Source organism: Bacteroides sp. OM05-10AA (genome assembly GCF_003439055.1).
Taxonomy (GTDB): Bacteria; Bacteroidota; Bacteroidia; order Bacteroidales; family Bacteroidaceae; genus Bacteroides; species Bacteroides intestinigallinarum.
The window spans coordinates 86,795-111,410 of sequence record NZ_QSUR01000004.1; the positions used below are offsets into that span (position 1 = coordinate 86,795).

The following is a 24,616-nucleotide window of genomic DNA, read 5'->3' on the forward strand; positions in this document are numbered from 1 at the left end:
ATTTTAGGTATCACCATCCGGGGTTCTGTTGAAGATTATCCAAAGCCGCCACTTCATCCATCGGCAGCGGATACCAATAATTACGCTTGTTAAACGTCCGCACGGCTGTCCTCACCGGAACATACTCGTAAGTAAAGTCGGTCAGCTTATAAGTGCAGGCTTTTTCCACTTTCAACTGGTCGGCTGTATAAGAATGGTTAATCGGGGTTGCTTTGACACCCATAATCGGATATTCACCTTTAAACAGGTCTTCAGCAATCATCCAACGGCGGATATCATACCAGCGATGTCCTTCGAACATCAATTCCACACTACGTTCCCGGCGATAAGCTTCTCTAAAGTCCACTCCATCCGGCAGTTCACCGATTCCGGCTCTTACACGGATTTTATTCAATGCCTGACGGGCCGACATCGTACAACCTGTTACGACTGCATCCGGATCACCTGTCGCTTCAAAAGAAGCCTCTGCCATATCCAGGTAAACTTGTGAAACGCGAATGTACACAGCCACCAGACGATATAATTGGAAACCTGCTTCGCCAAACAAAGGCACACTTGCTTCCGGCCAAATGAACTTCTTACACATATATCCGGTCTGTTGGGAACCTCTCGTAAACTGGTTGGTAGAAATAAAGTTCTCGGAGTAACCACCCGAATAAGTGGTCAGATAATAGGGAACACCCTGTAAATTCTTTCCCCATTGCTCACCAGGCACAAGGATATTATTAGTGAAGCGAGGGTCTCTGTCCGAGTAAGGATTGGTAGTCTTTACCGCATCATAACCGGAACGAGGATCAGTAATCGGATAGTATTTACCATCGGTTCCCTTGCGTTCGTACATATCTACCGCATTTTGTGTCGGAGCATTATAAGGAGTACCTTCGGCACCGGTTTTATTATCGTATGGTTGTGTCAGCCATTGCGCTCTGACGAAAGCAGACCAGTTACCATGGTGCCAACGCAAGAACCATAAATATTCCGGCTGTGCGTACTGATTGGAATTAGGCATTAACTGAATGCTACGATATTCGTCATGATTCATCAGGCGATAATATTCGTGACTTTCGATAGCATTGATAGCCTTCTGTGCACTACGGGCAGCTTCGGCAGCCATTTCTTTTCCATATCCTTTGTTTTCAATCGAATTCAGGTCATTCTGCATCAAAGGGCTGGCAGCATAAAGCTGTGTCATCGCTTTCAATGCCATGGCACTCACCCGGTCAGGCCGTCCATGTTCTTCATCAGGCCAGCTTATAGGCAAATATTCAATAGCCTTATCCAAGTCGGTCTGCATCCAAGCATTGGATTCCTGATAAGTTTTACGGGGAAAGTCAAAGTCGTCCGATGCTCCCCATAGCTGATCAAAGATAGGCATCCCACCATATCGCTTGATAATCTCAAAATAGAAGTAGGCACGCAGGAAATGAGCCTGCCCCAACAGTTTTCTCCTTTGGTCGTCTGTGATCGATTTTACCTGATCCGCTCCGCTAATTACACGGTTCACAATGCGAAGCCCGGTATAGGCACGAGAAATAGCACTTTTAAAATTCGCTCCATCACTTTTACTTCCTATTTCGAAACGTGTACTGGCATTCTCCAGCCAGTTACCTGCATTGACAAACTTCGACGGATCATTATCGCGGACGGATGCATATTCATCCGATAAATTACCTACCGTTACATATGTATTCGAATAAGAGTTGATACCATGTGTAAAGATTAATATATCACCATTTTGAAAGATGCGGTCCATGAACCCTAACAAACTGCTATAATCTTTATAAACATCATCTTCGGAAAGTCCGTCATCAGGAGAGCGGTCCAGATAGTCCTCACAGCTTCCTACAAACAGCCCCAACAGAATGATCCATATCCAATTCAACTTATGTCTTCTCATATCAGTAAATTTAAAGTGTCTCATAATCCTAATCTAAAACCAATGTTATAACGTCTCACCATCGGATAAACATTCTGTCCCGAATGTTCGGGGTCTCGGCGGGAATCGCCTTTCGAGAAAGTTAACAGATTGCTACCGTTAACATATACTTGCAGTTTTGTCAGACGTAAAGGCTGCAACCAACGCTTCGGAATCTGATAATTCACTTCCAGATTCTTCAGACGTAGATAAGCATGATTGGTATATGTATATGTACTGGCTACCGAATTATAACTTCTCTGAACATGAATACTAGGACGAACCGGACCGCTTTGAATCGGAGCATCAGCTGTCCATGTATTCAACGTATTCGGTTGAGCCTTGATATTACCTTCCGGGAAGTCCCATAAATAGGAAGGAATCGCTTCTTTATAAACATCCAGGGCACTGTACCACAACATATTGAATCCGAATCCTTTGTAAGAACCACCCAACGTAAATCCGAGTGTGGTTACAGGATAATTCAAATCCTTCATCGGAACCATATCTTTACTGTCGATCATACCGTCTCCATTATAATCGATGTAGTACAAGTCTCCAGGAATCAGCGTATTGTGTGTACCATTGGCAATAGTGGACTGCGCCGAGTTATAAATATCATCCAATGACTGGAAGTTTCCTGTTGCCAAATATTTATTCACGTATCCGATTGACTTTCCGGCTTGTTTCAGATACTCACTCTGATTCTTCGGGTCATCAATAAAGACGACACGGTTCTCACTGGTTGCAAAATTAAACTTCGCATAATAATTAAACTTTCCAATACGGTCGTTCCAAGTAACATCCAGTTCAAGACCGTGGTTTTTAGTCTTACCCAGATTCACCTGCGGAAAAGCAATACCACTATCAGCCCATGACGGAATCGTATTACGTGTCATCAGGATGTTATTACGCTTTTCATCAAACAAATCCACAGTAAAGTTCAGCTTACCCCACAAACCTATTTCGATACCGATATTCTGCTTGATAGATTCTTCCCAAGTAGCATCGGGATCGGCCAGTTTTCCTTCTTTGTACAAAGGTCCCCAGTTACTGGTCTGATATTTACCAAACTGTGCATTGTCGGAGAGTTGCTCAAACTTTTGGATATAATTGAAACGGGTAGCACCTTTATCATTACCAACTACCCCATACGAATAACGTACTTTCAAGTTTGTCAGTATTCCTTTGGTCCATTTCTTCACCCATGGTTCTTCACTAATACGCCAACCGATAGAAGCAGATGGGAAGAAACCGAAACGGTGTCCCGGAGCAAACTTCTCCGAACCAGTGTAAGCACCGTTAAACTCGGCAAGATAGCGCTCTTTGAAGTTGTAAGTCACACGACCCACCCAGTCTTCTTCGTAAGCCGGGAAGTTCATCACATTCTGATTAGTCGATTCGTTCATCTTACGGTTAAACACAAACAAAGCACTTACATCGTGATCGCCAAACTGACGGCTGTAATTCAATGCTAATTCATAATAAAGTTTACGTCCGTAAGCCTTGAAGCCGTCATAAACACCACCGACAGGCAAATCTCCGGGAGCATTTTCATCCGGATAACGTTTCTCGGTATAATTATAAGTAATTGTTCCGTCAGCATTGTAAATAGGATTGGCGTAATCATACACCCGATTCATACGAATATGTGTACGCTGGGCAACCAAATCATCTTTACCCAAAATCTTACCCGGCATCAACTGGGTGGTCCATGACGAAGAAGTAGTATAAGACAACGATGCTTTCAATGATAACCCTTTTGTAATAAAGTCCAGCTTCTGATTCAGGATTACATCGTAAAAACCTTGATGCTGTTTTATATTACGACTACCTCCTTCGTTCATCAAACAAGCTATATTCTGATCGGAACTTAACCCGTCTCCCCATATTCCATTGCTATATTTAATCGGAAATTCATTACTTGGAGCTGTGAAGAACGTTTTGAAAAAGCGTTCATCCGGAGAATCGACATTCTCATAATAAGACGGTTGGTTCTGATAACCCATCTTACCAGCCACATTGAATGATAGTTTGGTGGTGTTTGTTATATTGAAGTCGAAATTACTACGCCAGTTATAACGACGATAAGAGAAAGAAGGATCAAAATCCTCTTGTTTGGTAGTATTAAAAATATCTCCGTCATGCAAATAACCCAAGGATACAAAATAACTCATTTTCTTCGTACCACCGCGTACATTAAGATTATAAGCCTGTTCATAACCTACGTTTTTCACCAGTTCTTTCCACCAGTCCACTTCGGGAAAGACATCATTATATGGACCGTAATTTCCGGTAGCATACGCATTTTCCCATGCGGCAATAGTAGATTCGGGAACCATTGCCCCCCAGTTACCATCATTAGCCTGTGCTCTGTTATACTGTTTCATAGAGGTCACATAGTCAGACCATTCAGGAGCGGCAGAAGGTTGTTTGAAACCGAAGTTAGCAGTGAATGATATTTCCGGTTTCTGCTCAAGTCCACGTTTGGTTGTCAGCAGAATCACACCGTTCGCACCTTTCACACCGTAAACCGCAGTCGCCGAAGCATCTTTCAGTACGGAAATAGATTCGATTTCGTTCACATCGACATCATTAAAGTCACGTTCGATACCGTCTACCAACACTAACGGAGCAGCTTCTCCCCAAGTGGACTTACCACGAATCAACAAAGAAGCTTTATCGGCTCCCGGCTTTGAGGTGGAGTTAATGGCAACCACACCGGGCATCTGGCCTTGCAAAGCTTCGGAAACGGAGTTCACGCTACCTATCTTTAATAAATCATCTCCTTTTGCAGTAGCAATGGAACCAACACTGGATACCTTTTTCTGTACACCGTATCCAACCACTACCACTTCTTCCAGTGTCTCCGTATCTTCTCCTAAAGAAATTACTCCTAAAGTCGTTTTATTCTTTAAATCCAGTTCCAGAGTTTTATAACCCACATAAGAAATGACAAGTATGTCTCCTTTCGATGCCTTCACAGTAAAATTACCGTCAAAATCAGTAATCGTACCGCTTCCCGTACCCTTCACGCGAACACTGACACCAATCATCGGTTCACCAGATACTGCATCCTTCACTTGTCCCTTCCAATAGTCTTGTTGTGCCTGCACGTCCAGCGTACAAAACAAAAAGCAACAAAGACACAAGAAAGAAAAATAAAGTCTGTCTCTTTTCATAAACATTATTTTTAACTGTTAACAAATTCTTTATCTCAAGACACAAATTAAGCGGGAAAATCTTCAAATGAAAAGGAAGAATCTCCTTAAAACCCGTACAAATGTGCAAAATAGATTTCTCTACTACATTTCTGAACAAATCATTTCCACATTGGCTTTATAACGTGCTCTTTGTCTACGGTGATGTTATATATGCCATCGTTTCCCTTCTCCAGGATGAGCGGAACAATACGTGTTTTACGAGGCTGTACAGTGGAGTCCGAATGGTGAACGTGGTAAACATAATAGTATTTTCCATCCAGCCCTTTAAACACATCTCCATGTCCCGATCCGTTTTCTCCTACCAGGCTACGATGAATGATCGGACTGTTCGGGTGCTTTTTCCACGGACCCAAAGGGGAAGAAGCAGTGGCATAGCCTACCGAGTAGTCGATATTCATAAAATGATTGGCAGAATAAAAGAGGTAATATACCCCGTCCCACTTCATAACAGTCGGTCCTTCCATTACCGGTGCGGACTTATAGTTCGGAGTCTTTTCCCAAGGCTCCGTGCAGTCCATGCATTGTTTCAAAGTTTCCGGTTTGATACTTCCCTTCTTTATGTCAAACTCGGCTACCCAAAGGTAATTACCTTTATTAAAGCGGACATGATATAGGTAGTATTTCCCATCATTGTCTTTGAACAGGAATGAGTCGATATTTTTAGCGGAAGCATCTATCGGCTTGACTTCCTTCTGACGAAAAGGTCCGAATACCGATTTTGAGGAAGCGATTACTGTTTGCTCATTAGCGGTATAAGTGAAATAATAAGCTCTTTTATCCTTAAAGTATTGAGGTGCCCAGAAACCTTTTTCACCATACGTTCGATCTCCTTTCCGAAGTATCATTTGCAGGGAAGTGCCATCAGGTACCGTCCAATGCTCCAGATCACTCGACTCAAGGATAGCAAAGCCCAACGGTTCCTGATTACGTGTACCTGTGAGATAATATTTTCCGTTCTCCACAAAGATAGTAGGGTCGGCATACATAATTTCTTTCCAATCATCAGCACACAATTGGAAGGCAGACATAAATGTCACTCCCAGAACAAGTGTTACTCGTGATAAGATTTTATTGAATGTATTCATCAGTCTGTATCTTAATTGTTATACCATTTTCTATCAATTCAGCTCCCATGCCAAACGAAGTTGCTCACCGTCAAGATTCCATATAGAGGTATCCCAGTCGAGAGTACGAATGGCTTCCATCAGGTTATCGATGGTAGTCAGGCCGTTATAACGATCTACCGTAGTGATTGCACCTACGTTTACACTAGCCTGGTCAGGCAGTGCTGGATTGTTTGGGAACACACATTCCATAGCAGGGTTAGCGTAACAGGAATAAGCCACATTCTGGCTGTACCGTCCACATACCTTACCCGACTTGGGTGCAGCTTGAGAGAATAAATATGTGTTCCATGCCACACAGTGATGAACGGTAATACCGGAGCCTGTTACATTATTGGCGTTACCCATGATACCTCCCACCTGATTTTGTGCCGATACATCGCAATCGCTCCAGCAGTAGGATATGGCAGAAGTAGTAGAAGCACCGGACATCGGTTGTACCCATCCGGCAATACCACCACCCGGATTAGGTTTAACCATTGGAACTGCCTTCATAACTCCATGCGAATAACAATGAGAAATATTACTTCCCAACAACCGACCGGCAATACCACCTACACATGACTGAGTGGTAATATCGCCTACATGATAACATTGCTCTATGGAAGCTCCTTCACGTACTTCACCACAGATACCACCTGCCGACCACAAAGCAGTAATTTTCGTATCCGAACCACATTGATAAATCTTGCTGTCTGCTCCGTGAAGCCGTCCGCAGATACCACCTGCCTGACCGTCATCCCATGCCTCATTACCCGAAGTCAGATTAATACTACCCGATACCCGAACATTTTCCACTATACCCGCACCGGAAACGTTACCTGCCTGCCCGGCTACAATACCTGCAAGCTTCTTATCAGCGGTAACTTGCGCGTTCGTAAACGTCACATTGGCACATCGTCCCGTCAACATGCCGAAGAAGCCCTGATAACCGGATGAAGAAGATGTAATTTTCAGATTATTGATAACGTGTCCGCAACCGTCGAAATCCACAGGTCTGACAGCAGTGGCTTCCACCGGAGTCCAGTCCGTCCCTTGCAGGTCGATGTCCGCACCCAGACGTACGTAAGTAGTCTGTCCGTCTTTGAGATATTCACCGAGCTTGGCCAAGTCTTTGGGCGCAGTGATGATATATGGATTACCGATACCACCCTGTTTTTGTTGCAGATAGAAAGTCATGGTACTCTTCTCTTCGTTGACAGCAAGATCGTCAGACTTCAGTTTCAAACCGAGCACGTATTTCTTGGTGTTGTCCAGTGTAGTAAGATCATGGAAACGCAAACCGACAGCATGCAACACATCGTCACCTTTGAAATCGAGACTGTTGGCATCCAAGTCGTAGTTAGCCGCAGGCAATAGCGTGTATTCCTCGCCAAACGAGTGGGCATCGACTACTGCAAATTCCGCTTTCGCTTCCTTTTCGCAATGGTTCTTCTCTACCATAATGGTATATTCATATTCAGGCTCATCCAGATATAGGTCATACTTGCCAGTCTGATTAAGTGACAAAGTGATACCGGAATAAGTAACTTCCGCCTTTTCCGGCTGCGTCAAATCCATAACTTCACCACAGGAAACCAATGAAAACGCCATCAACGACGCTGCAATAGGAATATATCTTTTCATAATTCAATTCTTTTTTAATGATTAAAAAACAGGGATTACCATACCAACATTGTCACCTGACAACCACACTTTTCCACCATCTATCCGAACTACTTCCATCTCCATCTCTTCTTTGAGGAAAGAAACTCCCCGGAATGAGAATGCCGCCCTTATTTTCTGACCGACAGTTGCAGGTTTCCCGGTAAACTTCACATGAATGTATTTGCTTTGATCCGAATTCTGCAAACGATAAGTCAGGCGCTTGGAATTGATTGCAGCCTGAACCTGTTCCTGCTCCGCAAAAGTACAAACTCCATCCAGACTATAAAATCCTATTTCGGTATATCCCGTTATATCCTTTCTATCAACCCCGTTTTCAGCATAATCCGTTTCTGCGCAAGAGGCGAAAACCAACAGGCATGCCAATAATACATATATTACTTTCATAAGCGAATAAATTTAAGATAATTACTTTCTAATGGTTGCCGACAATGTTTCTACCGATCCATCCTTATAAGTCACTTCGGCCGTAAGCACTTGTCCGTTCAGGTTCTTATTCACTATATCGATTTCCCGTCCATCCACTTTCAACTTGTAAGAAGCGGCATCAGCCGGCAAATTCAACAGTTGCACCAACGCATATCCATCCACTTGCTGATATTTCAACAAAGGAAACTCTCCCGTCACAAGCTTAGTTTTGACATCATCTTCCCACAACACACTGTCATCCGACTTCAGCAACGCTACATGATATGTTGTGCCGGGAACAAGATTTTCAACCAGTGTATAATCGCTTTCCGAATCAAGCGGCTGACGTACTACCTCTGTCCCGTCCTTGTCTGTCACCAACAACACTCCCGTCTTATCAGCTCCGTTACCCCAACTAATAAATAACTCCTGTTGCCCTTCGACAAGACTGGAAATAGCCAGCCCATTTTGAGCAGCGATGAAATCAGGATATAATAATGGATTGGGATTGTAGAACCCGTTTGCATCCAGTCCTAAATAACGGGAAAAATAAATTCCTCCAAGCTCCCACATTTCAGTATTCGCATCGTAAACAGCTCTCGCCCCACCGGGAACAACGCTAAAACGCCCGGTAATGGCATACGTATCATATTTCTTGAATACCTCATAAAAAGTCTTATACCAATTCTTCGGATACCAGGAGTAACTCTCAAAAAGACTCTTGAACTCGGCAGCACTAACCGGTGTACCGGCATTCGCCTTTTCAGCTATCAGATTAAGATATTCGTAGATTTTCATTCCGGCTGTATAACCATTCTTGGTTCCCCATTCTCCCAACGCATCGGCCACATGAGGATTCAACGCACGCACCATAGAGAATTCCGTGCAAATCAGTTTTTTGGTTACACCGTACTTATTGCGGATGATCCGGAAATCATCTTCCGCCTGATTGATATTCAATGCGTGAACATGCAGGTCGAGTCCCACCACATTAGGATTGTTATTAACCACAGAGACTACCGCAGGCACCGTTTCGCTCTTCGGCAACTCAGACACACGATTCAATGCCCCGGCATAAATATCAAATGTCCAGCCGTTCGCCTGCTTCCAAGTAGTCAGCCGATTGGCAAACTCATTCAGAAATGCCCGGTAATCATCACCGTCGGCATGACAGAGGTCGGTATCCAATGCATTTTCCCACTCCGGTTCGTTACCCATAACCAAAATGTCAATATTCTGCGCCATCTGATAAGTTTGCAGTAACACTTCCGTTGCCCGGAATATGTACTCCATCTCCTTCGTCCCTACTTTGGGAACCGTATCGGTATATAATTCAAAAGGTATTTTCAGGCTTAATATGAACTTCACGCGGTCGCCCAACGCTTTCTTGGCCTGGATAAATTTCAGTGTGGGAATATGTGTCTTGATGGCTTCTTCTTTCACGCCTACAATCTTCCCGTTTTCATTTTGAAGAAACAGAGCGGGGATATTGACGAACCCTCTCACCCAATTCACTTTCGACTGCTTCAGCATCTCTATTTCCGTAATCGGGTAGTCTATATTTTCATTATAGTTCGCCCCCAAATCCTGCGCCTTTGTTCCCATTGAACATAAGAACAGCAATACAAACATTAAAAAAGCTTTCATTTTCATATACATACTTCAAGGTTAATTGTCCGACATCGAACAGAACAAAGGTAGAGAAATAAATCCCGCTAGAATAGAACGATTGTTTTATCAACGGGATTTATGTTCAGAATAAACATTTGACCTTATTTTAATGGTTCTTCTTCTACTTCACTGCGATAATATCCATCTACTTCGGCAAAGAAATTCTGTTTCAGAGAATCCAAAAGTTCGGGGTGTTGTGCCGCTACATTCTGATGTTGAGTGCGGTCGGCTTTTACATTGAATAATCCGTATTCCCCCAGATTGCCTAATTCATTTCCGGTCAGGTTGCGTTCGGAACCTTTATAAGGAGGCATCATGATCCAGTCGCCCGAACGGTAAGCCATACGTCCCTGTGCTTCCAATACTACATCTTTGCGGGCAGTCTGCTCTTTTCCGAAGAAAGCATTCAGGTAATTCCGACTGTCCAGCCCTTCCGGCAAATCGGCATGTACCATCGAACCCAGAGAAGCCAGAATATCTACCTGACAAACCAACGCATCGGATACGACCGGCTGAATCTTTCCTTTCCAATAAACAAACAAAGGAATATGCGTACCGCCATCAAACAGACTGTACTTACCTCCGCGAAGTCCTCCTGCAGGAAGATGATTGCCTACCAACTCCGGAGCACCGTCTTTGTAACCGTCATTCAATACAGGACCGTTATCGCTGGAGAAGATAATCAGTGTGTTTTCCAACAATCCTTCTTTCTTCAGGTGAGCAAGCAATTCACCGACACACCAGTCCGCCTCAACAATAGCGTCACCACGAGGTCCCATGGTTGTTTTACCCACAAATCGCTGGTGGGGAACACGGGGTACATGAGGTTCGTGTAAGCCATAATACAAGAAGAAAGGAGCATCTTTGTGTTCGGTTACAAAATTCTTCACCTTATCTACAAAATAGTCGGCCATGTCCTCGTCTTTCCAACGGGCTTTCTGACCGCCTTTCATATATCCGATACGGGGTATTCCGTTTACTATGGAGTTATTGTGTCCGTGTGCCCACTGCATTTTCAGCATCTCCGGATGAGAGATGGCAGTCGGTTCACCCTCAAAATTATGCTCGTAACTCACTTCGATAGGGTCCGCCGGATCGAGTCCTACTACATTACCGTTTTCTACATAAACCGTCGGAACACGGTCGTTGGTTGCCGCAATCAGGCAAGAGTAATCGAAACCGATTTCTTTGGCACCCGGTTTGACGGTTTCGTTCCAGTTAACATTGCCGTCTCCCATCCCCAAATGCCACTTTCCGATAGCCCCGGTCACATAGCCGCATTGCTGCATCATCTTCGGCAAAGTAAACTGATTCTCATTAATGATAAGAGGAGCATCTCCAGGCAGGATTTTGGCATCCTTATTCTTCCACGGATACATTCCGGTCATCAAAGCATAACGACTGGGAGTGGAAGTTGCCGAAGTAGCATATCCGTTTGTGAAACAAACTCCCCCATGAGCCAGACTGTCGATATTCGGAGTATGAATCGTAGTAGAGCCATAAGCGCTGACATCGCCAAATCCCAGGTCATCGGCAAGAATCACAATCACATTCGGCTTTTCTTCTACTTGCTGCGAGGTACAACCTACTAAAGACAGCGTAGGAACAAGATAGATTATTGTTTTCATAATATTATGTAGTTAATAACGATGCAAATTTAGCCACCACTTATTTATTTATGTAGAACAAATGTTTAATAATGGGGAGTAATGTCCATCCTGCGGCTATTCTTATGAATCGTATGTATCAATCAGGAGCTTTATGTGAGTTTACAGATAATAGATAAATTACTTCCACATTTCGATTGCAAAAGCATCTTTTTTCATAACTTTGTCCACAGTATCTTGGTTGCCTCCTTCTTACGGAATACAACTTAATGAGCCAAGATACCCGATAATATATGCAAACTCGACTACTACAACTGACTATTTTACTCATCTGCCTGTCCGGATGCATCAATGAACATACCAACACTCCCGCATTTTATATATGGAAAAGCAAATTAAGCGTACAAGATGCGGATACCGCCTACCTGAATACACTCGGAGCCAAAAAGATATACGCCCGCATGTTTGATGTAGACAACAAAGGAAACGGAGCATTCCCTACGGCAGACTATTCCCCTTCGTTTTCTTTTGGCAGTCCCGGCTTTCGGCAAGAGGTAATCCCCGTCATATTTATCACCAACAAAACAATCCGGCAATCCACTGCCGCTGATATAGAGAAACTTGCCCGCAACTGTACCGAACGGATAGACACCTTATACCGTTTGCATTTCAACAAGCTCCCGACCGAATATCAGTTCGACTGCGACTGGACGGAAACGACAAAAGAAAACTATTTCAACTTCCTGAATCACATCCGGAAGCTAAGGAAAGGAGTCCCGATAAGCTGCACCATCCGCCTCCATCAAATCAAGTTCAAAGACAAAACCGGAATACCTCCCGTTGATAAGGGAACACTAATGTATTACGCTTCATCGGAACCTACGAATTTCGAAAATAAAAATACCATATTAAACAATAAAGACGCTGCTTCATATATCGAAAAAATCGGTTCCTATCCGCTACATCTGGACATCGCACTGCCGCTTTACAGTTGGGGAATCGTGAGAAATCCGTTCGGACAGATCAAACTAATAAACGGAGTCCGAAAAGTTACCATCGACGCACGTCCCGACTATTACAGACAAACGAAAGAAGGCATTTACTGCATACTCCAATCACACTATATAAACGGAGTATGGGTAAATAAAGACTACGAACTTAAAGTAGAAGAAGTCAGCTCGGAAACGCTGCTCGAAGCGGCCAAACTCCTGCGCAAAAAACTACGAAGGGAAAACAGGGAAATCATCTTCTACCACCTGGACAAAGAGATTATCAAGCAATATTCTACCGAACAATTAACCAACATCATAAACACTTTCTCATGAAACATCTGAAACGTTTTATCGTCACACTTGCCATAACTGTACTCCCTTTCCACTCCTACGTCAACGGATGTGGAGGTGATTATTACGATTATATGGACTACTATAACCTTTTCGACCAACTTCTTCTCGAGAACAAAGGCTTGCAACCCTTCCTCCTGACCACGGATGATGCATTCTACGGAGAAGACACGAACCCGGACGGCGAACAGCAGCCCGACGAGAATATAAATGCGTGGATGACATTCTTCAGGAAGAACAAAACCCTTCAGGACATGAATGAAGAGCAGTTCAAAACATTGCTTTACACCGCTTCCTACCAGTCGTTGAAGCAACCTTCTTCCCCATACGTCACCGCCCTCAACAAGACAGATGCAGGAAAACAGACACTTGCCTACCTGCAATATGCGAAAGAACTGGAGCCATACGCCCAACTATCGAATAACGGCGACTGGTGGGAAATGAAGCGCACCTCCTCCCCTTCTGAAGAAACATACACCCACTACAAGGAAAAAGGGCTGGAACTCTACCGGAACTGCCCATACGATGAACTGAAACTAAGATACGGCTACCAGCTCGTACGCCTGGCACACTATATGCGCAACAAGAACAACGAAGCTATCCGGATGTACAACCTATACGTGAAACCTCTCAAACAGGAACATTATATCTACTACGCCGCCCTTGAACAGACAGCCGGCGCCCTCTACAACATAGGCAAACTGGCAAATGCCAACTACCTTTACTCCCGTGTGTTCGACCATTCGGATAACAGGAAGAAAACAGCTTATTCAAGCTTCAGAATACAAAACGAAATAGACTGGAATGAAGCGATGTCCTGGTGTAAGGACAATCGGGAAAAAGCAGCCATGTACGCACTCCGGGGTTACAATACTTTCTCCAATGAGTTGGAAGAAGCGGAAAATATCCTGAATATATATCCTGAATCACCCTATATCAAGCTGCTCGCCATCCGGTATATCAACAAGATGGAAAGGGATATTCTGACGCGCTACAGTCATTCGGATGCCACTGACGACACAAGCTCATTCATGCAACCTTCCGGGAAGGTGCTTGCAGAATATGAGCGTGCACAGCAGATTATCAAAGCGGTAATGAATCATCCCAAAGTGGGCGACAAAGACTTTTGGGCTCTCTACCATGCACATATGTCTTTCCTCTGCAAAGATTACCGGCAGGCAGCCATATTCATCGACTCCGTCCAAACCACGAAGCCCGAATTACTGAAACAAAAAAGTCGCACACAATTCAGTCTTTACCTGGCACAATTGAAATTTATCGGTAAAGATGAAGAAAAAAATATCCGACAATACCTGCAAACAAGCAATGCTGATGAGGACTTTATCAACGAAATTGTCGGCCATCTTTATAAAATGCAGAAAGACTACGGCAAAGCATTCCTTACCCACAACCGCATAGAAAACCTACGGCAGAATCCGGACCCGGATATTATCAATTCACTTCTGGCTAATGCCGGGAAAGAGAATGACCAGACGCTATTGACAGAGCTTTACGAACTGAAAGGAACTTATTTCCTACGTATGAATAACTTTGCAGAGGCAGCCAAATGGTTTGCCAAAGTTCCGGAATCCTATAGTCCCACTCACTATAAATACGATTACGAGACAGAAAAATATATCCCTACGGGCATCTCTTCGGATGAATTCAACGGCTATTCGGAAATCTCCCCGTTGATATTCAGCAATGGATTCAAGAGACTGTTCAGCGTCCCTGCCTCTTCGCAATTGACGGACGTGATGTACGAACAGTACCCCTATCTGAACAAAGAACACAATAAGGCTACATTGACCGCCGCCCTGATGCAACTGGAAAAGGAAAGCCAAATGATGACGGAAGAAAGCGCACGGGCTGCCTATATACTGGCCAACTATTATTATAACATATCCCCTACCGGTTATTACAGGAATATCCCTGCATACTTCACAGACAATTCATACAATTGGTCTGCATACGACTCATACGGCACAGCAGTCCCAAACTACATTCCCGATTACACCAAAGAGTATAATTACAGAGACTTCACCCAGGAATACATGGTGGTCAATAATCTGGAAAATGCCCTTGCCCTGTATGAACAGGCTGCCATCTACTTCACTGACCGCGAATATAAAGCACGCGCACTGTTTATGGCCTCTTCCTGCACAATGGACCTTTATGCCCAAAACTGGTGGAGTAACTGGAACAACATACTTGATCCCGATTTCAGCAGGTCAGATGAAGAGAAGAAAGTGGACAGCTATTTCCGTCAATTGAAAAAATCATATAGCGACACACAGTTCTTCAAGGAAGCCGTGCACGAATGTAAGTATTTCGAATATTACGTAAAAACTGAACTCTAATTCCCTAATCAATTATTTATAGCATAAGAACAAAAAGCATAGCTGTTGCTATCTTACTACCGGCAGGACTGGAGGTATCATCTTCCAACCCTGCCGATTCTTTACCCATCGTGTTTTCTCTTCGTTCATATCGGCACACAATCATCGATACAACAAAATATACCGTATGATTCACTTCGTCTCTTGCAAAAATCTCCTTTGGGATATTATTGCAATTATTTGGTCCAATTTCAAAAAACAGTCTCTCTAAGATTATCTACCTTTGTTTCTATCAGAAATTCCGGCGAATCAGCAATTAATATCATCATACAATTTACTAAAAAACACACTATCATGAGAAAAATCATTCATACTTTGACAATACAAGGTATAAAAGTAAAACTCTTAGGCTTGTTTCTTTTTTTAGCAGGAAGTTTACAGGCTTGTTCCGACGAAGAGACTACGCCTATCCAAGTCAATAGGGATGTACTCTATTTTGGCGGTTCGGAAGAGACACAAGAATTGCAAATACAGGCATCGGGCGAGTGGAAAGTCACAGTAGCCAAAGGAGGAGAGTGGTGTCATTACCATAAAAAAGACAGTGATCCCTCTGTATTGTTCGTATCCGTAGATGCCAACCCTACAGAGAAAGAACGTCTGACCAGACTAATCCTCTCTTCCGGTTCTACTGAAAAAAGAGTGGAAATTTATCAGAAAGCAGGCTCATCTTCTACCCTCCCCACTTATCCGCAAGTCGATTCCGACTTACCCCTTTCTTCATTGACAGATGAACAGGGAAACATCATACCTGATTTCAGTAATATCGGCTATATGGGTAGTGAACAAGAAATACCAGATGTGAAAGTGGTAGAAACCCTCGAAGCGCCTGCAAACGGAACAGATGCCACCCGGCTAATTCAGAATATGATCGACAAAGTAAGTCAGAACAGTCCTACGGTAAACGGTTTTAAAGGAGCTATCCTCCTGAAAAAAGGACGTTACCATATTGCGGGAACGTTAAGTATCAAATCCACCGGAATCATACTGCGAGGAGAAGGGGAAAATCCTCAAACGGGAACGGTACTCATCGCTACTGGAAAAGGGCAAAGATCACTGATTAAATTTGAAGGTACAGGGTCTTCTTCTCCCAACAGTCCCGCCATATTCAATATAAAAGATGATTATGTGCCGGTAGGACAATTTTGGGTAAGAGTATTAAATCCCGCCTCTTTCCAGGTAGGGGATGAGGTCACCGTCTATCGTCCCGGAACTGCCCAATGGATCAGTGATTTGAAGATGGATCAGATTCCTGAAAGAACAACCGGAGATCCTATTGTACAATGGGCTCCCGAAAGTTATCATTTAAGTTACGAACCCACCATCACTCATATTATAGACGATGCTTTACACTTCGACAATCCCATCATGATGGCCATGGAAACCCAATATAACAAAGGTGCTGTATTCAAATCAAGTTTTAAGGGAAGAATCAATCGGTGTGGTATAGAGAATATGCTGATAGAAAGCGAATATACATCGGAGACGGATGAAGATCACGGGTGGTATGCCATAGAGTTCAGTAAGATTGAGCAGAGCTGGGTTCGCAACATCACTTCCAGATACTTCGGCAACGGACTTGTCAATTTGAACTCAGGCACTCGATTTGTAACAGTGAAAGACTGTAAATGCCTGGATGCCAAATCTATCATTACCGGTGGAAGACGCTACTCTTACAATATGAATCAGGCACAACAATGCTTAGTTATTAACTGTGAAGCCACTGAAGGACGCCATGACTGCGTAACGGGCAGCAAGGGAGTCGGTCCTAATGCCTTTGTCAGAGTCAAAATACGGAATGCACACGGAGATACAGGACCTCACCAACGTTGGAATGTAGGCACGCTCTATGATAACATTGACAGCGACAACCAAATCAATGTACAGGATCGCAGTAATTGGGGAACCGGACACGGTTGGGCAGGAGCCAATCAGGTTCTCTGGAACTGTAGCGCCAAAGAAGTGTGTGTCCAGAATCCCTGGGTATCGGCTAAGAATTATAGCATAGGAACCAAAGGAAACAAGTCTGCAGGAGACTTTAAAAATCCAATTCGTCCGGACGGAGTCTGGGTAAAAGCCAATGCAACCGTTTCGCCTGCCTCTCTTTTCGAAGCGCAACTGGAATTACGTAAACGCACAGGAAGAGTCTATCATAAATAGCTCAATAGCTTGTTTACCCCAAAACAATGTACCAAGATAGAAAAATGGAGCAGCCTTACCGATAACCTGCAAATTAGAGTAGCTGCTCCTAATCTATCAATTAAAACGCTTATTCATAGCCCATAAGATGAGACTATTTCCTCACAGTCTGTAAACCAGCATATACAGTAATCCCCTTATTTCAACCCTGTTTTATCAATTAAAAAGGGAGAAATAAGGGGATTTCTTTAGAGGAGTTTCAACCTATGAGATGTTTATTTCCAGAGTCCTATTGGAGAACATTGTCTTTATTTTATAGTTTTTTGCCTGCTACTTACCGATTACCGCATCCCAAGTGGTTGCAAAACGGAAATTACCGATATTCCCTTTATAGTTCTTGCGATACCTGTAATAGATCGATTTCAAGCCATTTTTCAGTTCATCTCCTTCGGCATTCGCAACCAGACCATTTGCCGGCTCGCCCTGGCTTACATCCGGATTGACAAACAAAGTAGCTTGCTTCTTATTGTAATCCACTTTCAATACCAACAGGTGCGTTTGATTATAATCATAGGTTTCAGTACCCTCGGTGCAGTCCGTACGAACTGCCACACCGAATTTAATCTTGTCTTTCCCTTCACCGGCCACAAACACCTTGCCACGTACAGCCCTACTAAGCGGATTAATATCCAACCCTGCAAAATCATAAAACTTGGTGGAACCTAGCTGCTTGAAGTTGACAAGGAAAGCCAGATAATAAGTGCCGTCGGCATATTCCTTGTTACTCTTCGTCAACGGATAAACACTAACACGGTTCAACTGCCCTTCGCCCGAAAGATCGATAGACGGTCCGCCCTCGTTATAACCTTTATACGAAAGCGGCTCACCGATAACAGGTCCTTCTTCCACTTCCACCGCTTTCGCGTTGAACGCGCCATACCAAGTATTGAAACGCGGTGTATCCTGATCGCTCGTATAAACTCCCTTTTCCAATTTATCCCCGGGTTTATAGCCTTTCAATAAATTATTTCTCAATGATTGCGCATGCCCCATCAAAGTAACAGCACCCACTATGGCCAATAACAATATTTTCTTCATCATTCAATATTCATTTAGTTTAAACAAAAATTTGATTCTCCTTATTTCTGATAATAAAGATCAAAGACGATCGTAGCATCGGTAGCGTCACTAACACCATCCAGTTCGTTGATCTCACGAATCAGCATCACTCCTATTTTACCATTCTTCGAGCTTTTGAAAACAACGACCCCATTCAGATCAAAACGATCTCTACCCACAGACTCACCCGGTTTAATGCTTTGCACGGTGATACGGTCTATCTTGATACTTCCATCGAACAGAGACGGAGTTGCCGTTTCCGAGATTTCCACCAGACGATCGTTTTTGACTAAATCAATGATGCTCTTTTCCTTTTCGATGCTTTCCTGAAGCACCAGGAATTTAGTCTGAATATCAGCATATCCCGGGAACATTGTCATTGCAGTTTCTTTATCCTTGGCATCATCCTTCACCGTGGTGAAAAGATTCGTCCCGTTACATTTAAAATTCCGGAGGTTATGAGCTATCTTATCGAAATTAGCCAAAGCAAAAGCAGGACCGGAATAAGTGTTTGCAATCAAATCTATCTCCGAACGGCGTTTCTTGTTCTCGTCGGCATTTAATGTAGGATCGTCGTTCATGTAGCAGGCAGTCTGTATATCCAACTGGCCGGCATCGGTCACTGTCAACAGACAGCCGAAATCACGATTCTGCGCACTTCCCATCATTTGATTTTTGAACACCAGCACTTTGGCTCCGGGTTCGGGAGGCGTCACCTCTTCTTTCACCGTGCAAGTTACCGCATCAAACATCACCTCTTTCGCTTTACCATTCATCGTGTAAGCCACTATCAAAGAATAAGAGCCTACCGGCATATTCTCCGGAACGGTGAAAGTCAGATTTCCACTTGCCAGACTACTGTTGGTCATCGGAGTATCTTCGATAGTAAGCTGCTTACGCAGGCTGACTTTCGTTACCACCACATCTTCCCAGTTACTCATTCCCACCGTTACCGAAGCACCGGCTTTCAAACTACCCAGAGTGGCTTTTGCGGCATTCACGTCTGCAAACTCAAGTTCCTTTTCTTCGGGTTCCGGCTCCGGTTCCTGCACTTCAACAAACCGCTGATAGGTATATGTTTTCTCCGTTTCCGGACTGCCCGTATCATATCCGTAAGTGATCTCTACCGTATTGCCGTCCTCACTTAGTTTGAACCGGTGCTTGTCTCCGCTCTGATAAATCAATACCGATTCATCCACCACACGATATTTGCCCTGCAAATCCACATGTTCGAGTGCCTCCGTCTCTATATTATAGGTACAGATGTACGAAGTGTGATCGGCATTGAAGGTCGCTACAAACTTCTGTGATGTGCTTTCACGTGTCCAGATTCCCTCCAGCAGGTTATTTCCCAGGTTCTTGTCCCAGTCATCGTCCTTGTCGCAGGATACAAACAGGCAGGACGTAAGAGACAGTAATACATAAGACACCAGATGCAGTGTCCGATTAAAAAGAATGCTTTTTTTCATAATAATATGTTTTTCAATTCAACAAATTCTACGATGGTAAAAATAGGCACTTCCTTTCCAATCTATTTTCTAATATGCACCAAAGAATTGCAAATTCCTTTTCGCACTTATAATTTTCCGTCGAAACCTTATAAGAATCGTTCAACTATCTATCTGATAGGGAAAAGGGCACAAAATAATGGGAGTCTTTGGGAGGTATTTTGCTGTTTTTTGCTATTTTTGTTGCAAGTAAAAACACTCTTTCCTTAAAATCATCCACTTATGAAAAGACTTTTTTGTACATTGCTGCTTGCTATTTCCGTACAGTTTCTTTTTGCCAATCAGCCTTATCATTTCTCTCATTTGTCTGTCAAAGATGGATTATCCCAGCTGAACGTCACCTGTATCTATCAGGACAAATTAGGATATATATGGTTTGGTACACGCAACGGACTCAATAAATTCAACGGAAATTCCTTCGAGGTTTACTGGAACCATGCCGACGATCCGCACAGTATCAGTAGCAATATCATTAATTGCATGGCGGAAGATGCAGAAGGCAACCTGTGGATAGGCACAGAAAACGGCCTGAACAGGCTCGACAAGAATAAGAACGAGTTTAAACGGTATCATATCAACCAGCAGGAAAACAAGGACAAGAACAAGATTACCTCACTTTGTCTTGACCAGCAGGGTACCTTATGGGTAGGAGCCGCCTCCGAAGGACTGTTTGCCTACACTCCCCAAGGAGATTCCCTGAAAAACATCTCCACCAAAGAGCTGAAAGGAAATTGGGTAAATGATATTATTGAAAGGGACCACAAACTCTACATCGCCTCCTACAACAAAGGACTGCTTATCTACGATTTACAGCAACAGGCAGTAGTCCGTTCCTTCCAACAAAATTCCGAATCACTGCCTATCCCGTCGAACCGGATCAGAAAAGTGCACATCGACAGAAAAGGAAATATATGGCTGGGAAACGACACACACGGCGTCTATGTCATCAAACACGATCCGGCGGAAGTGGTGTGTTACAATACCCGGAACGGACTATCCAACAATAACGTCCGTTGCATCAACGAGTCTCCCTCGGGTGAAATATGGATAGGCACTTTCGACGGCCTGAACATCCTCAATCCGGTGACCAACCGGATACAAACCTATCGCTACGGCACACAGGGCACATTGAGTCATCATTCCATCTACAGCATTCTGTTCGACCGGATGCAAACCATCTGGATCGGAACGTATGCAGGAGGTATCAGCTACTATAACCCTTACGGACATCTCTTCGACTTTTACAGTCCCAGCTCGTCCCTAAACAAAACCCTGGGTATCTTAGGTCCTGCCATCGAACACGACGGGACTTTATACATCGGAGCCGAAGGAGGAGGATTGATTACTTTCGACCTCGAACAGCAGACTTTCCAGCAATACATACTCCCGCACAATCCCGGTGAGTCGATGCAAAGCGTCATTAAAACTGTCTATTACGACAAGAACCGGATTTTATGCGGAACGAGCATCGGGGAAATCTATGAATTCAACCTGCACAATCACCATTTCTCACTGATCTTTCAGAATAATGACCGGAATCCGATTTACCACATCAGTAAAAGCATTTCCGGAGAACTAATTGTAGGTTCTACAAGTCCGAAAGAGGGACTGATGTTTATTTCAGATACCCCATCGCTTCACGTGCAGACCGAATTTGCCGTAAAAGGCGAGGACACTTTCCGTTTTGCCAGTGTCATCTGTGTTTGCGAAATCAGTAACGATGTGTTTCTAATCGGCACCAAAGAGAAAGGCTTATTCTTTTATGACAAGATCAATCACTCCCTGCTTTCCTACAACCACACCAACGGACTAACTGCCAAACATATCAGCAGTATTCTAAAGGACCGTTCCGGCAGGATATGGATCAGCAGCATGGATGGCGGACTAAGTGAATTCAACATCACGACCGAGCAATTCACCACCTACAATGAGAAAAGCGGCTTGCAAAGCAATCAGGTTTGCAAAGTGGTGGAGGGAGCCGACAACAGTTTATGGATCAGCACGCTAAATGGCATTTCGAGATTAGACCTCCGTACCCGGAGCATCACCAATTACAACAAAGAAAGCGGAATACAGATACAGGAGTTTTCTCCCTGTGCAGGATTCCGCCTGTCCGACAACCGGATTTTCTTTGCCGGCAACAACGGTTTTACCCTGTTCAACCCCAATGATATTGTCACCAACCCCAACGTCCCTCCCATTATATTGGACAAACTATATATCAACAATAAACTGGTATGCCCCAACGACAAAGAAAATGTACTGCAGGAGAACATCTCCACCCAAAAGAAGATCGTACTCAATCATAATCAGACCAATATAACCATTGAATACTGTGCGCTGAACTATATCTTCAACAGCAAAAACGAATATTCCTACAAACTGGAAGGGTTCGACTCCGACTGGAACAAGGTCGGCAACCGACGCACTGCCTACTACACCAATATTCCGGCCGGAACTTACCACTTCATCGTGAAAGGCTCCAACAACGACGGAATCTGGAATGAACAGGGAGCCACACTGGAAATCGTTGTCCTGCCTCCCCTGTGGAAGACCTGGTGGGCTTACTTGATATACAGTGCCGTCGCCATTGCCCTGATCGCTTTCATCATCCGCTATTTTACGGAGAAGAAACGCCTGCAAAACAACATCAGGCTCAAACAGATGGAAGCGGAAGTGCACGAAGAGTTTTATCAGGAACGGAACCGTCTCTTCACCAACTTCTCGCATGAACTGCGTACTCCGTTGACCTTAATCATGGCTCCATTGGAGGAATTCGTAAGACGAACGGATTTGGTGGATGATGTCCACTACAAATCCCAGCTGATGCTGCGCAACGCGCAACGCCTGCTCCGTATCGTCAACAACCTGATGGACCTGCAAAAGAATGAAAGCGGAACCATGAAACTACAAGTTTCCGAGCATGACATCGTCAAGTTCACACACGAAGCGGTAAGCTCTTTCCAGGATCTGGCACTGTACCGGAACATCCATTTAAGGTTCAAACATGCCGTAGACGAGCAACCGGTGTGGTTCGACTGGAACCTGTTGGAGAAAGTTTATTTCAACTTCCTCTCCAATGCTTTCAAGAACGTACCGGACGGAGGTTCCATACGAGTGGAACTGAATGTGAAATCACTCTCCGAACTTGCTATCTTCATGCCTGCCAGACTGAACAAGTATAAGGACCCGGAAATAAAATACCTCACCGTATCCATTCAGGACAACGGTGTCGGCATTGATCCCGACGAACTGGAGAAAATCTTCCGTCCTTTCTATCAGGTAGCACAAAACGAACATTCCAAATCGGGAACGGGCATCGGACTAAGTCTAAGCAAAGCCATTATAGAAATGCACCACGGAGTGGTATGGGCAGACAACGCTCCCGACTCCGGTGCAGTCTTCCAATTTGTCCTGCCTATCGACAAAAACGGTTTCGACCCGGAAACGATGGTAGAATCATCCTCCAATGAAACCGTATTATTTAATGTGGAACTTCCGGACACTGCTTTCGAAGCCGAACATTCGGGCAAGAAGCAGGCCACGATTCTGATAGTAGAGGACAATCGCGACCTGAACAACTATATCTGTTCCTGTCTGGCGGATAAATACAACGTAATAGGAGTGACCAATGGTGAAGAAGCACTCGCCAAAGCCATCAACCTGCTGCCAAACCTGATTATCACCGACCTGATGATGCCGAAAATGAACGGTATCGAACTGATCCGGCAACTGAAGAAAGACATGAATACCAGCCATATCCCTATCATCATGGTCACTGCCAAGACGGGTACAAACGATATTAAGGAGGGATACGCCGCCGGAGCGGACGAATACATCACCAAACCTTTCGACGCTTCGATATTGAAAGTCAGAGTGGACAACATCATCCAAAGCCGGGAAAGGCTGAAAGACCTGTACAGCAAAAACTTCTCGCTCGAATCCCTGGGAGTGGACATGACATCTGTAGACGAGAAATTTATGCAGAACTTGTATGCCACTTTGCAGCAGAACATTGCCAACTCCGACCTGAACCTGGATGCTTTCTGCAGAGAACTCGGTTTAAGTAAATCGAACCTCTACCGGAAAATAAAACAGATCACCGGATATTCGCCGAATGAGTTTATCCGTAACTTCCGGTTGGAAACTGCTGCCAAGATGTTGAAAGAAACAGATATGACAATTACAGAAGTATATTGTGCGGTGGGTTATAACAGTCTGGCCTATTTCTCCAATTGCTTCAAGGCATTGTATGGTGTTTCACCAACCGAGTTCAAGAACAAAGCGGAGGGAAAATAACGCCTACTGTCATCCTTCAAAACGATTAAATGTTTGATTGTTGCACCGTAACAGATTATTATTTCATCGTTGTATCTAAGGTTTTTCAGTGCAGAGATTAAGGATTTTCAGTGCAGGAATTAGTGAACTTTTATGCAGTCGGGTAGTCGTCCCGTTATAAGGGGACAATAGTCACCTTATAGAATGATAAATATCACC

At 44.0% G+C, this 24,616-nt stretch carries 13 protein-coding genes; 4 read left to right on the plus strand and 9 right to left on the minus strand.

The window, feature by feature from the left end; genetic code table 11:
* Window positions 1-10 precede the first annotated feature (10 nt).
* From DXB58_RS04390 to DXB58_RS04420, 7 genes are all read right to left on the minus strand, one after another.
* Window positions 11-1,897, minus strand: coding sequence for a RagB/SusD family nutrient uptake outer membrane protein (locus DXB58_RS04390; protein ID WP_122136022.1), 1,887 nt, complete (start codon window positions 1,895-1,897; stop codon window positions 11-13).
* A gap of 20 nt (window positions 1,898-1,917) precedes the next feature.
* A complete protein-coding gene (locus DXB58_RS04395) occupies window positions 1,918-5,097 on the minus strand; it encodes a TonB-dependent receptor (protein WP_122136111.1) in 3,180 nt (1,059 codons plus the stop codon).
* A 140-nt stretch (window positions 5,098-5,237) separates the two neighbouring features.
* On the minus strand, window positions 5,238-6,224 hold the full coding sequence (locus DXB58_RS04400) for a glycoside hydrolase family 43 protein (RefSeq protein WP_122136023.1): 987 nt from the start codon (window positions 6,222-6,224) through the stop codon (window positions 5,238-5,240).
* Window positions 6,225-6,257: 33 nt separating this feature from the next.
* On the minus strand, window positions 6,258-7,889 hold the full coding sequence (locus tag DXB58_RS04405; RefSeq protein ID WP_122136024.1) for a DUF1735 domain-containing protein: 1,632 nt from the start codon (window positions 7,887-7,889) through the stop codon (window positions 6,258-6,260).
* A 21-nt stretch (window positions 7,890-7,910) separates the two neighbouring features.
* Window positions 7,911-8,315, minus strand: a complete 405-nt coding sequence (locus tag DXB58_RS04410; RefSeq protein WP_117933263.1) for a hypothetical protein — start codon at window positions 8,313-8,315, stop codon at window positions 7,911-7,913.
* Between the two features lie 21 nt (window positions 8,316-8,336).
* Window positions 8,337-9,995, minus strand: coding sequence for a hypothetical protein (locus DXB58_RS04415; RefSeq protein WP_122136025.1), 1,659 nt, complete (start codon window positions 9,993-9,995; stop codon window positions 8,337-8,339).
* Window positions 9,996-10,108: 113 nt separating this feature from the next.
* Window positions 10,109-11,635 carry a sulfatase-like hydrolase/transferase gene (locus tag DXB58_RS04420; RefSeq protein WP_122136026.1) on the minus strand — a complete coding sequence of 509 codons (1,527 nt, stop codon included), beginning with the start codon at window positions 11,633-11,635 and terminating at the stop codon, window positions 10,109-10,111.
* Between the two features lie 272 nt (window positions 11,636-11,907).
* Between DXB58_RS04420 and DXB58_RS04425 the strand changes: the two genes are divergently transcribed.
* From DXB58_RS04425 to DXB58_RS04435, 3 genes are all read left to right on the plus strand, one after another.
* Window positions 11,908-12,939 carry a hypothetical protein gene (locus tag DXB58_RS04425; protein ID WP_122136027.1) on the plus strand — a complete coding sequence of 344 codons (1,032 nt, stop codon included), beginning with the start codon at window positions 11,908-11,910 and terminating at the stop codon, window positions 12,937-12,939.
* Window positions 12,936-15,317, plus strand: a complete 2,382-nt coding sequence (locus DXB58_RS04430; protein ID WP_122136028.1) for a hypothetical protein — start codon at window positions 12,936-12,938, stop codon at window positions 15,315-15,317. The genes DXB58_RS04425 and DXB58_RS04430 overlap by 4 nt, the downstream gene beginning before the upstream one ends.
* 333 nt (window positions 15,318-15,650) lie before the next feature.
* Entirely contained in the window at window positions 15,651-17,513 is a 1,863-nt protein-coding gene (locus DXB58_RS04435; RefSeq protein ID WP_122136029.1) for a BACON domain-containing protein, read from the plus strand.
* A gap of 309 nt (window positions 17,514-17,822) precedes the next feature.
* Here the strand turns inward: DXB58_RS04435 and DXB58_RS04440 are convergent, their stop codons facing one another.
* A complete protein-coding gene (locus tag DXB58_RS04440; protein ID WP_122136030.1) occupies window positions 17,823-18,593 on the minus strand; it encodes a hypothetical protein in 771 nt (256 codons plus the stop codon).
* Window positions 18,594-18,631: 38 nt separating this feature from the next.
* Window positions 18,632-20,080, minus strand: coding sequence for a hypothetical protein (locus DXB58_RS04445; protein ID WP_122136031.1), 1,449 nt, complete (start codon window positions 20,078-20,080; stop codon window positions 18,632-18,634).
* 261 nt (window positions 20,081-20,341) lie between these two features.
* Here DXB58_RS04445 and DXB58_RS04450 point away from each other — a divergent pair, with 261 nt between their 5' ends.
* A complete protein-coding gene (locus DXB58_RS04450; protein ID WP_122136032.1) occupies window positions 20,342-24,418 on the plus strand; it encodes a hybrid sensor histidine kinase/response regulator transcription factor in 4,077 nt (1,358 codons plus the stop codon).
* The last annotated feature ends 198 nt before the right edge of the window (window positions 24,419-24,616 follow it).

What these genes read in the sequence shown, in the direction of transcription:
- DXB58_RS04435 (WP_122136029.1), top strand. Translation starts at nt 15,651, where the DNA reads ATGAGAAAAATCATTCATACTTTGACAATACAAGGTATAAAAGTAAAA.
- DXB58_RS04400 (WP_122136023.1), bottom strand. Translation starts at nt 6,224, where the DNA reads ATGAATACATTCAATAAAATCTTATCACGAGTAACACTTGTTCTGGGA.
- DXB58_RS04405 (WP_122136024.1), bottom strand. Translation starts at nt 7,889, where the DNA reads ATGAAAAGATATATTCCTATTGCAGCGTCGTTGATGGCGTTTTCATTG.
- DXB58_RS04440 (WP_122136030.1), bottom strand. Translation starts at nt 18,593, where the DNA reads ATGATGAAGAAAATATTGTTATTGGCCATAGTGGGTGCTGTTACTTTG.
- DXB58_RS04450 (WP_122136032.1), top strand. Translation starts at nt 20,342, where the DNA reads ATGAAAAGACTTTTTTGTACATTGCTGCTTGCTATTTCCGTACAGTTT.
- DXB58_RS04425 (WP_122136027.1), top strand. Translation starts at nt 11,908, where the DNA reads ATGCAAACTCGACTACTACAACTGACTATTTTACTCATCTGCCTGTCC.
- DXB58_RS04430 (WP_122136028.1), top strand. Translation starts at nt 12,936, where the DNA reads ATGAAACATCTGAAACGTTTTATCGTCACACTTGCCATAACTGTACTC.
- DXB58_RS04415 (WP_122136025.1), bottom strand. Translation starts at nt 9,995, where the DNA reads ATGTATATGAAAATGAAAGCTTTTTTAATGTTTGTATTGCTGTTCTTA.
- DXB58_RS04420 (WP_122136026.1), bottom strand. Translation starts at nt 11,635, where the DNA reads ATGAAAACAATAATCTATCTTGTTCCTACGCTGTCTTTAGTAGGTTGT.
- DXB58_RS04395 (WP_122136111.1), bottom strand. Translation starts at nt 5,097, where the DNA reads ATGAAAAGAGACAGACTTTATTTTTCTTTCTTGTGTCTTTGTTGCTTT.
- DXB58_RS04410 (WP_117933263.1), bottom strand. Translation starts at nt 8,315, where the DNA reads ATGAAAGTAATATATGTATTATTGGCATGCCTGTTGGTTTTCGCCTCT.
- DXB58_RS04390 (WP_122136022.1), bottom strand. Translation starts at nt 1,897, where the DNA reads ATGAGAAGACATAAGTTGAATTGGATATGGATCATTCTGTTGGGGCTG.
- DXB58_RS04445 (WP_122136031.1), bottom strand. Translation starts at nt 20,080, where the DNA reads ATGAAAAAAAGCATTCTTTTTAATCGGACACTGCATCTGGTGTCTTAT.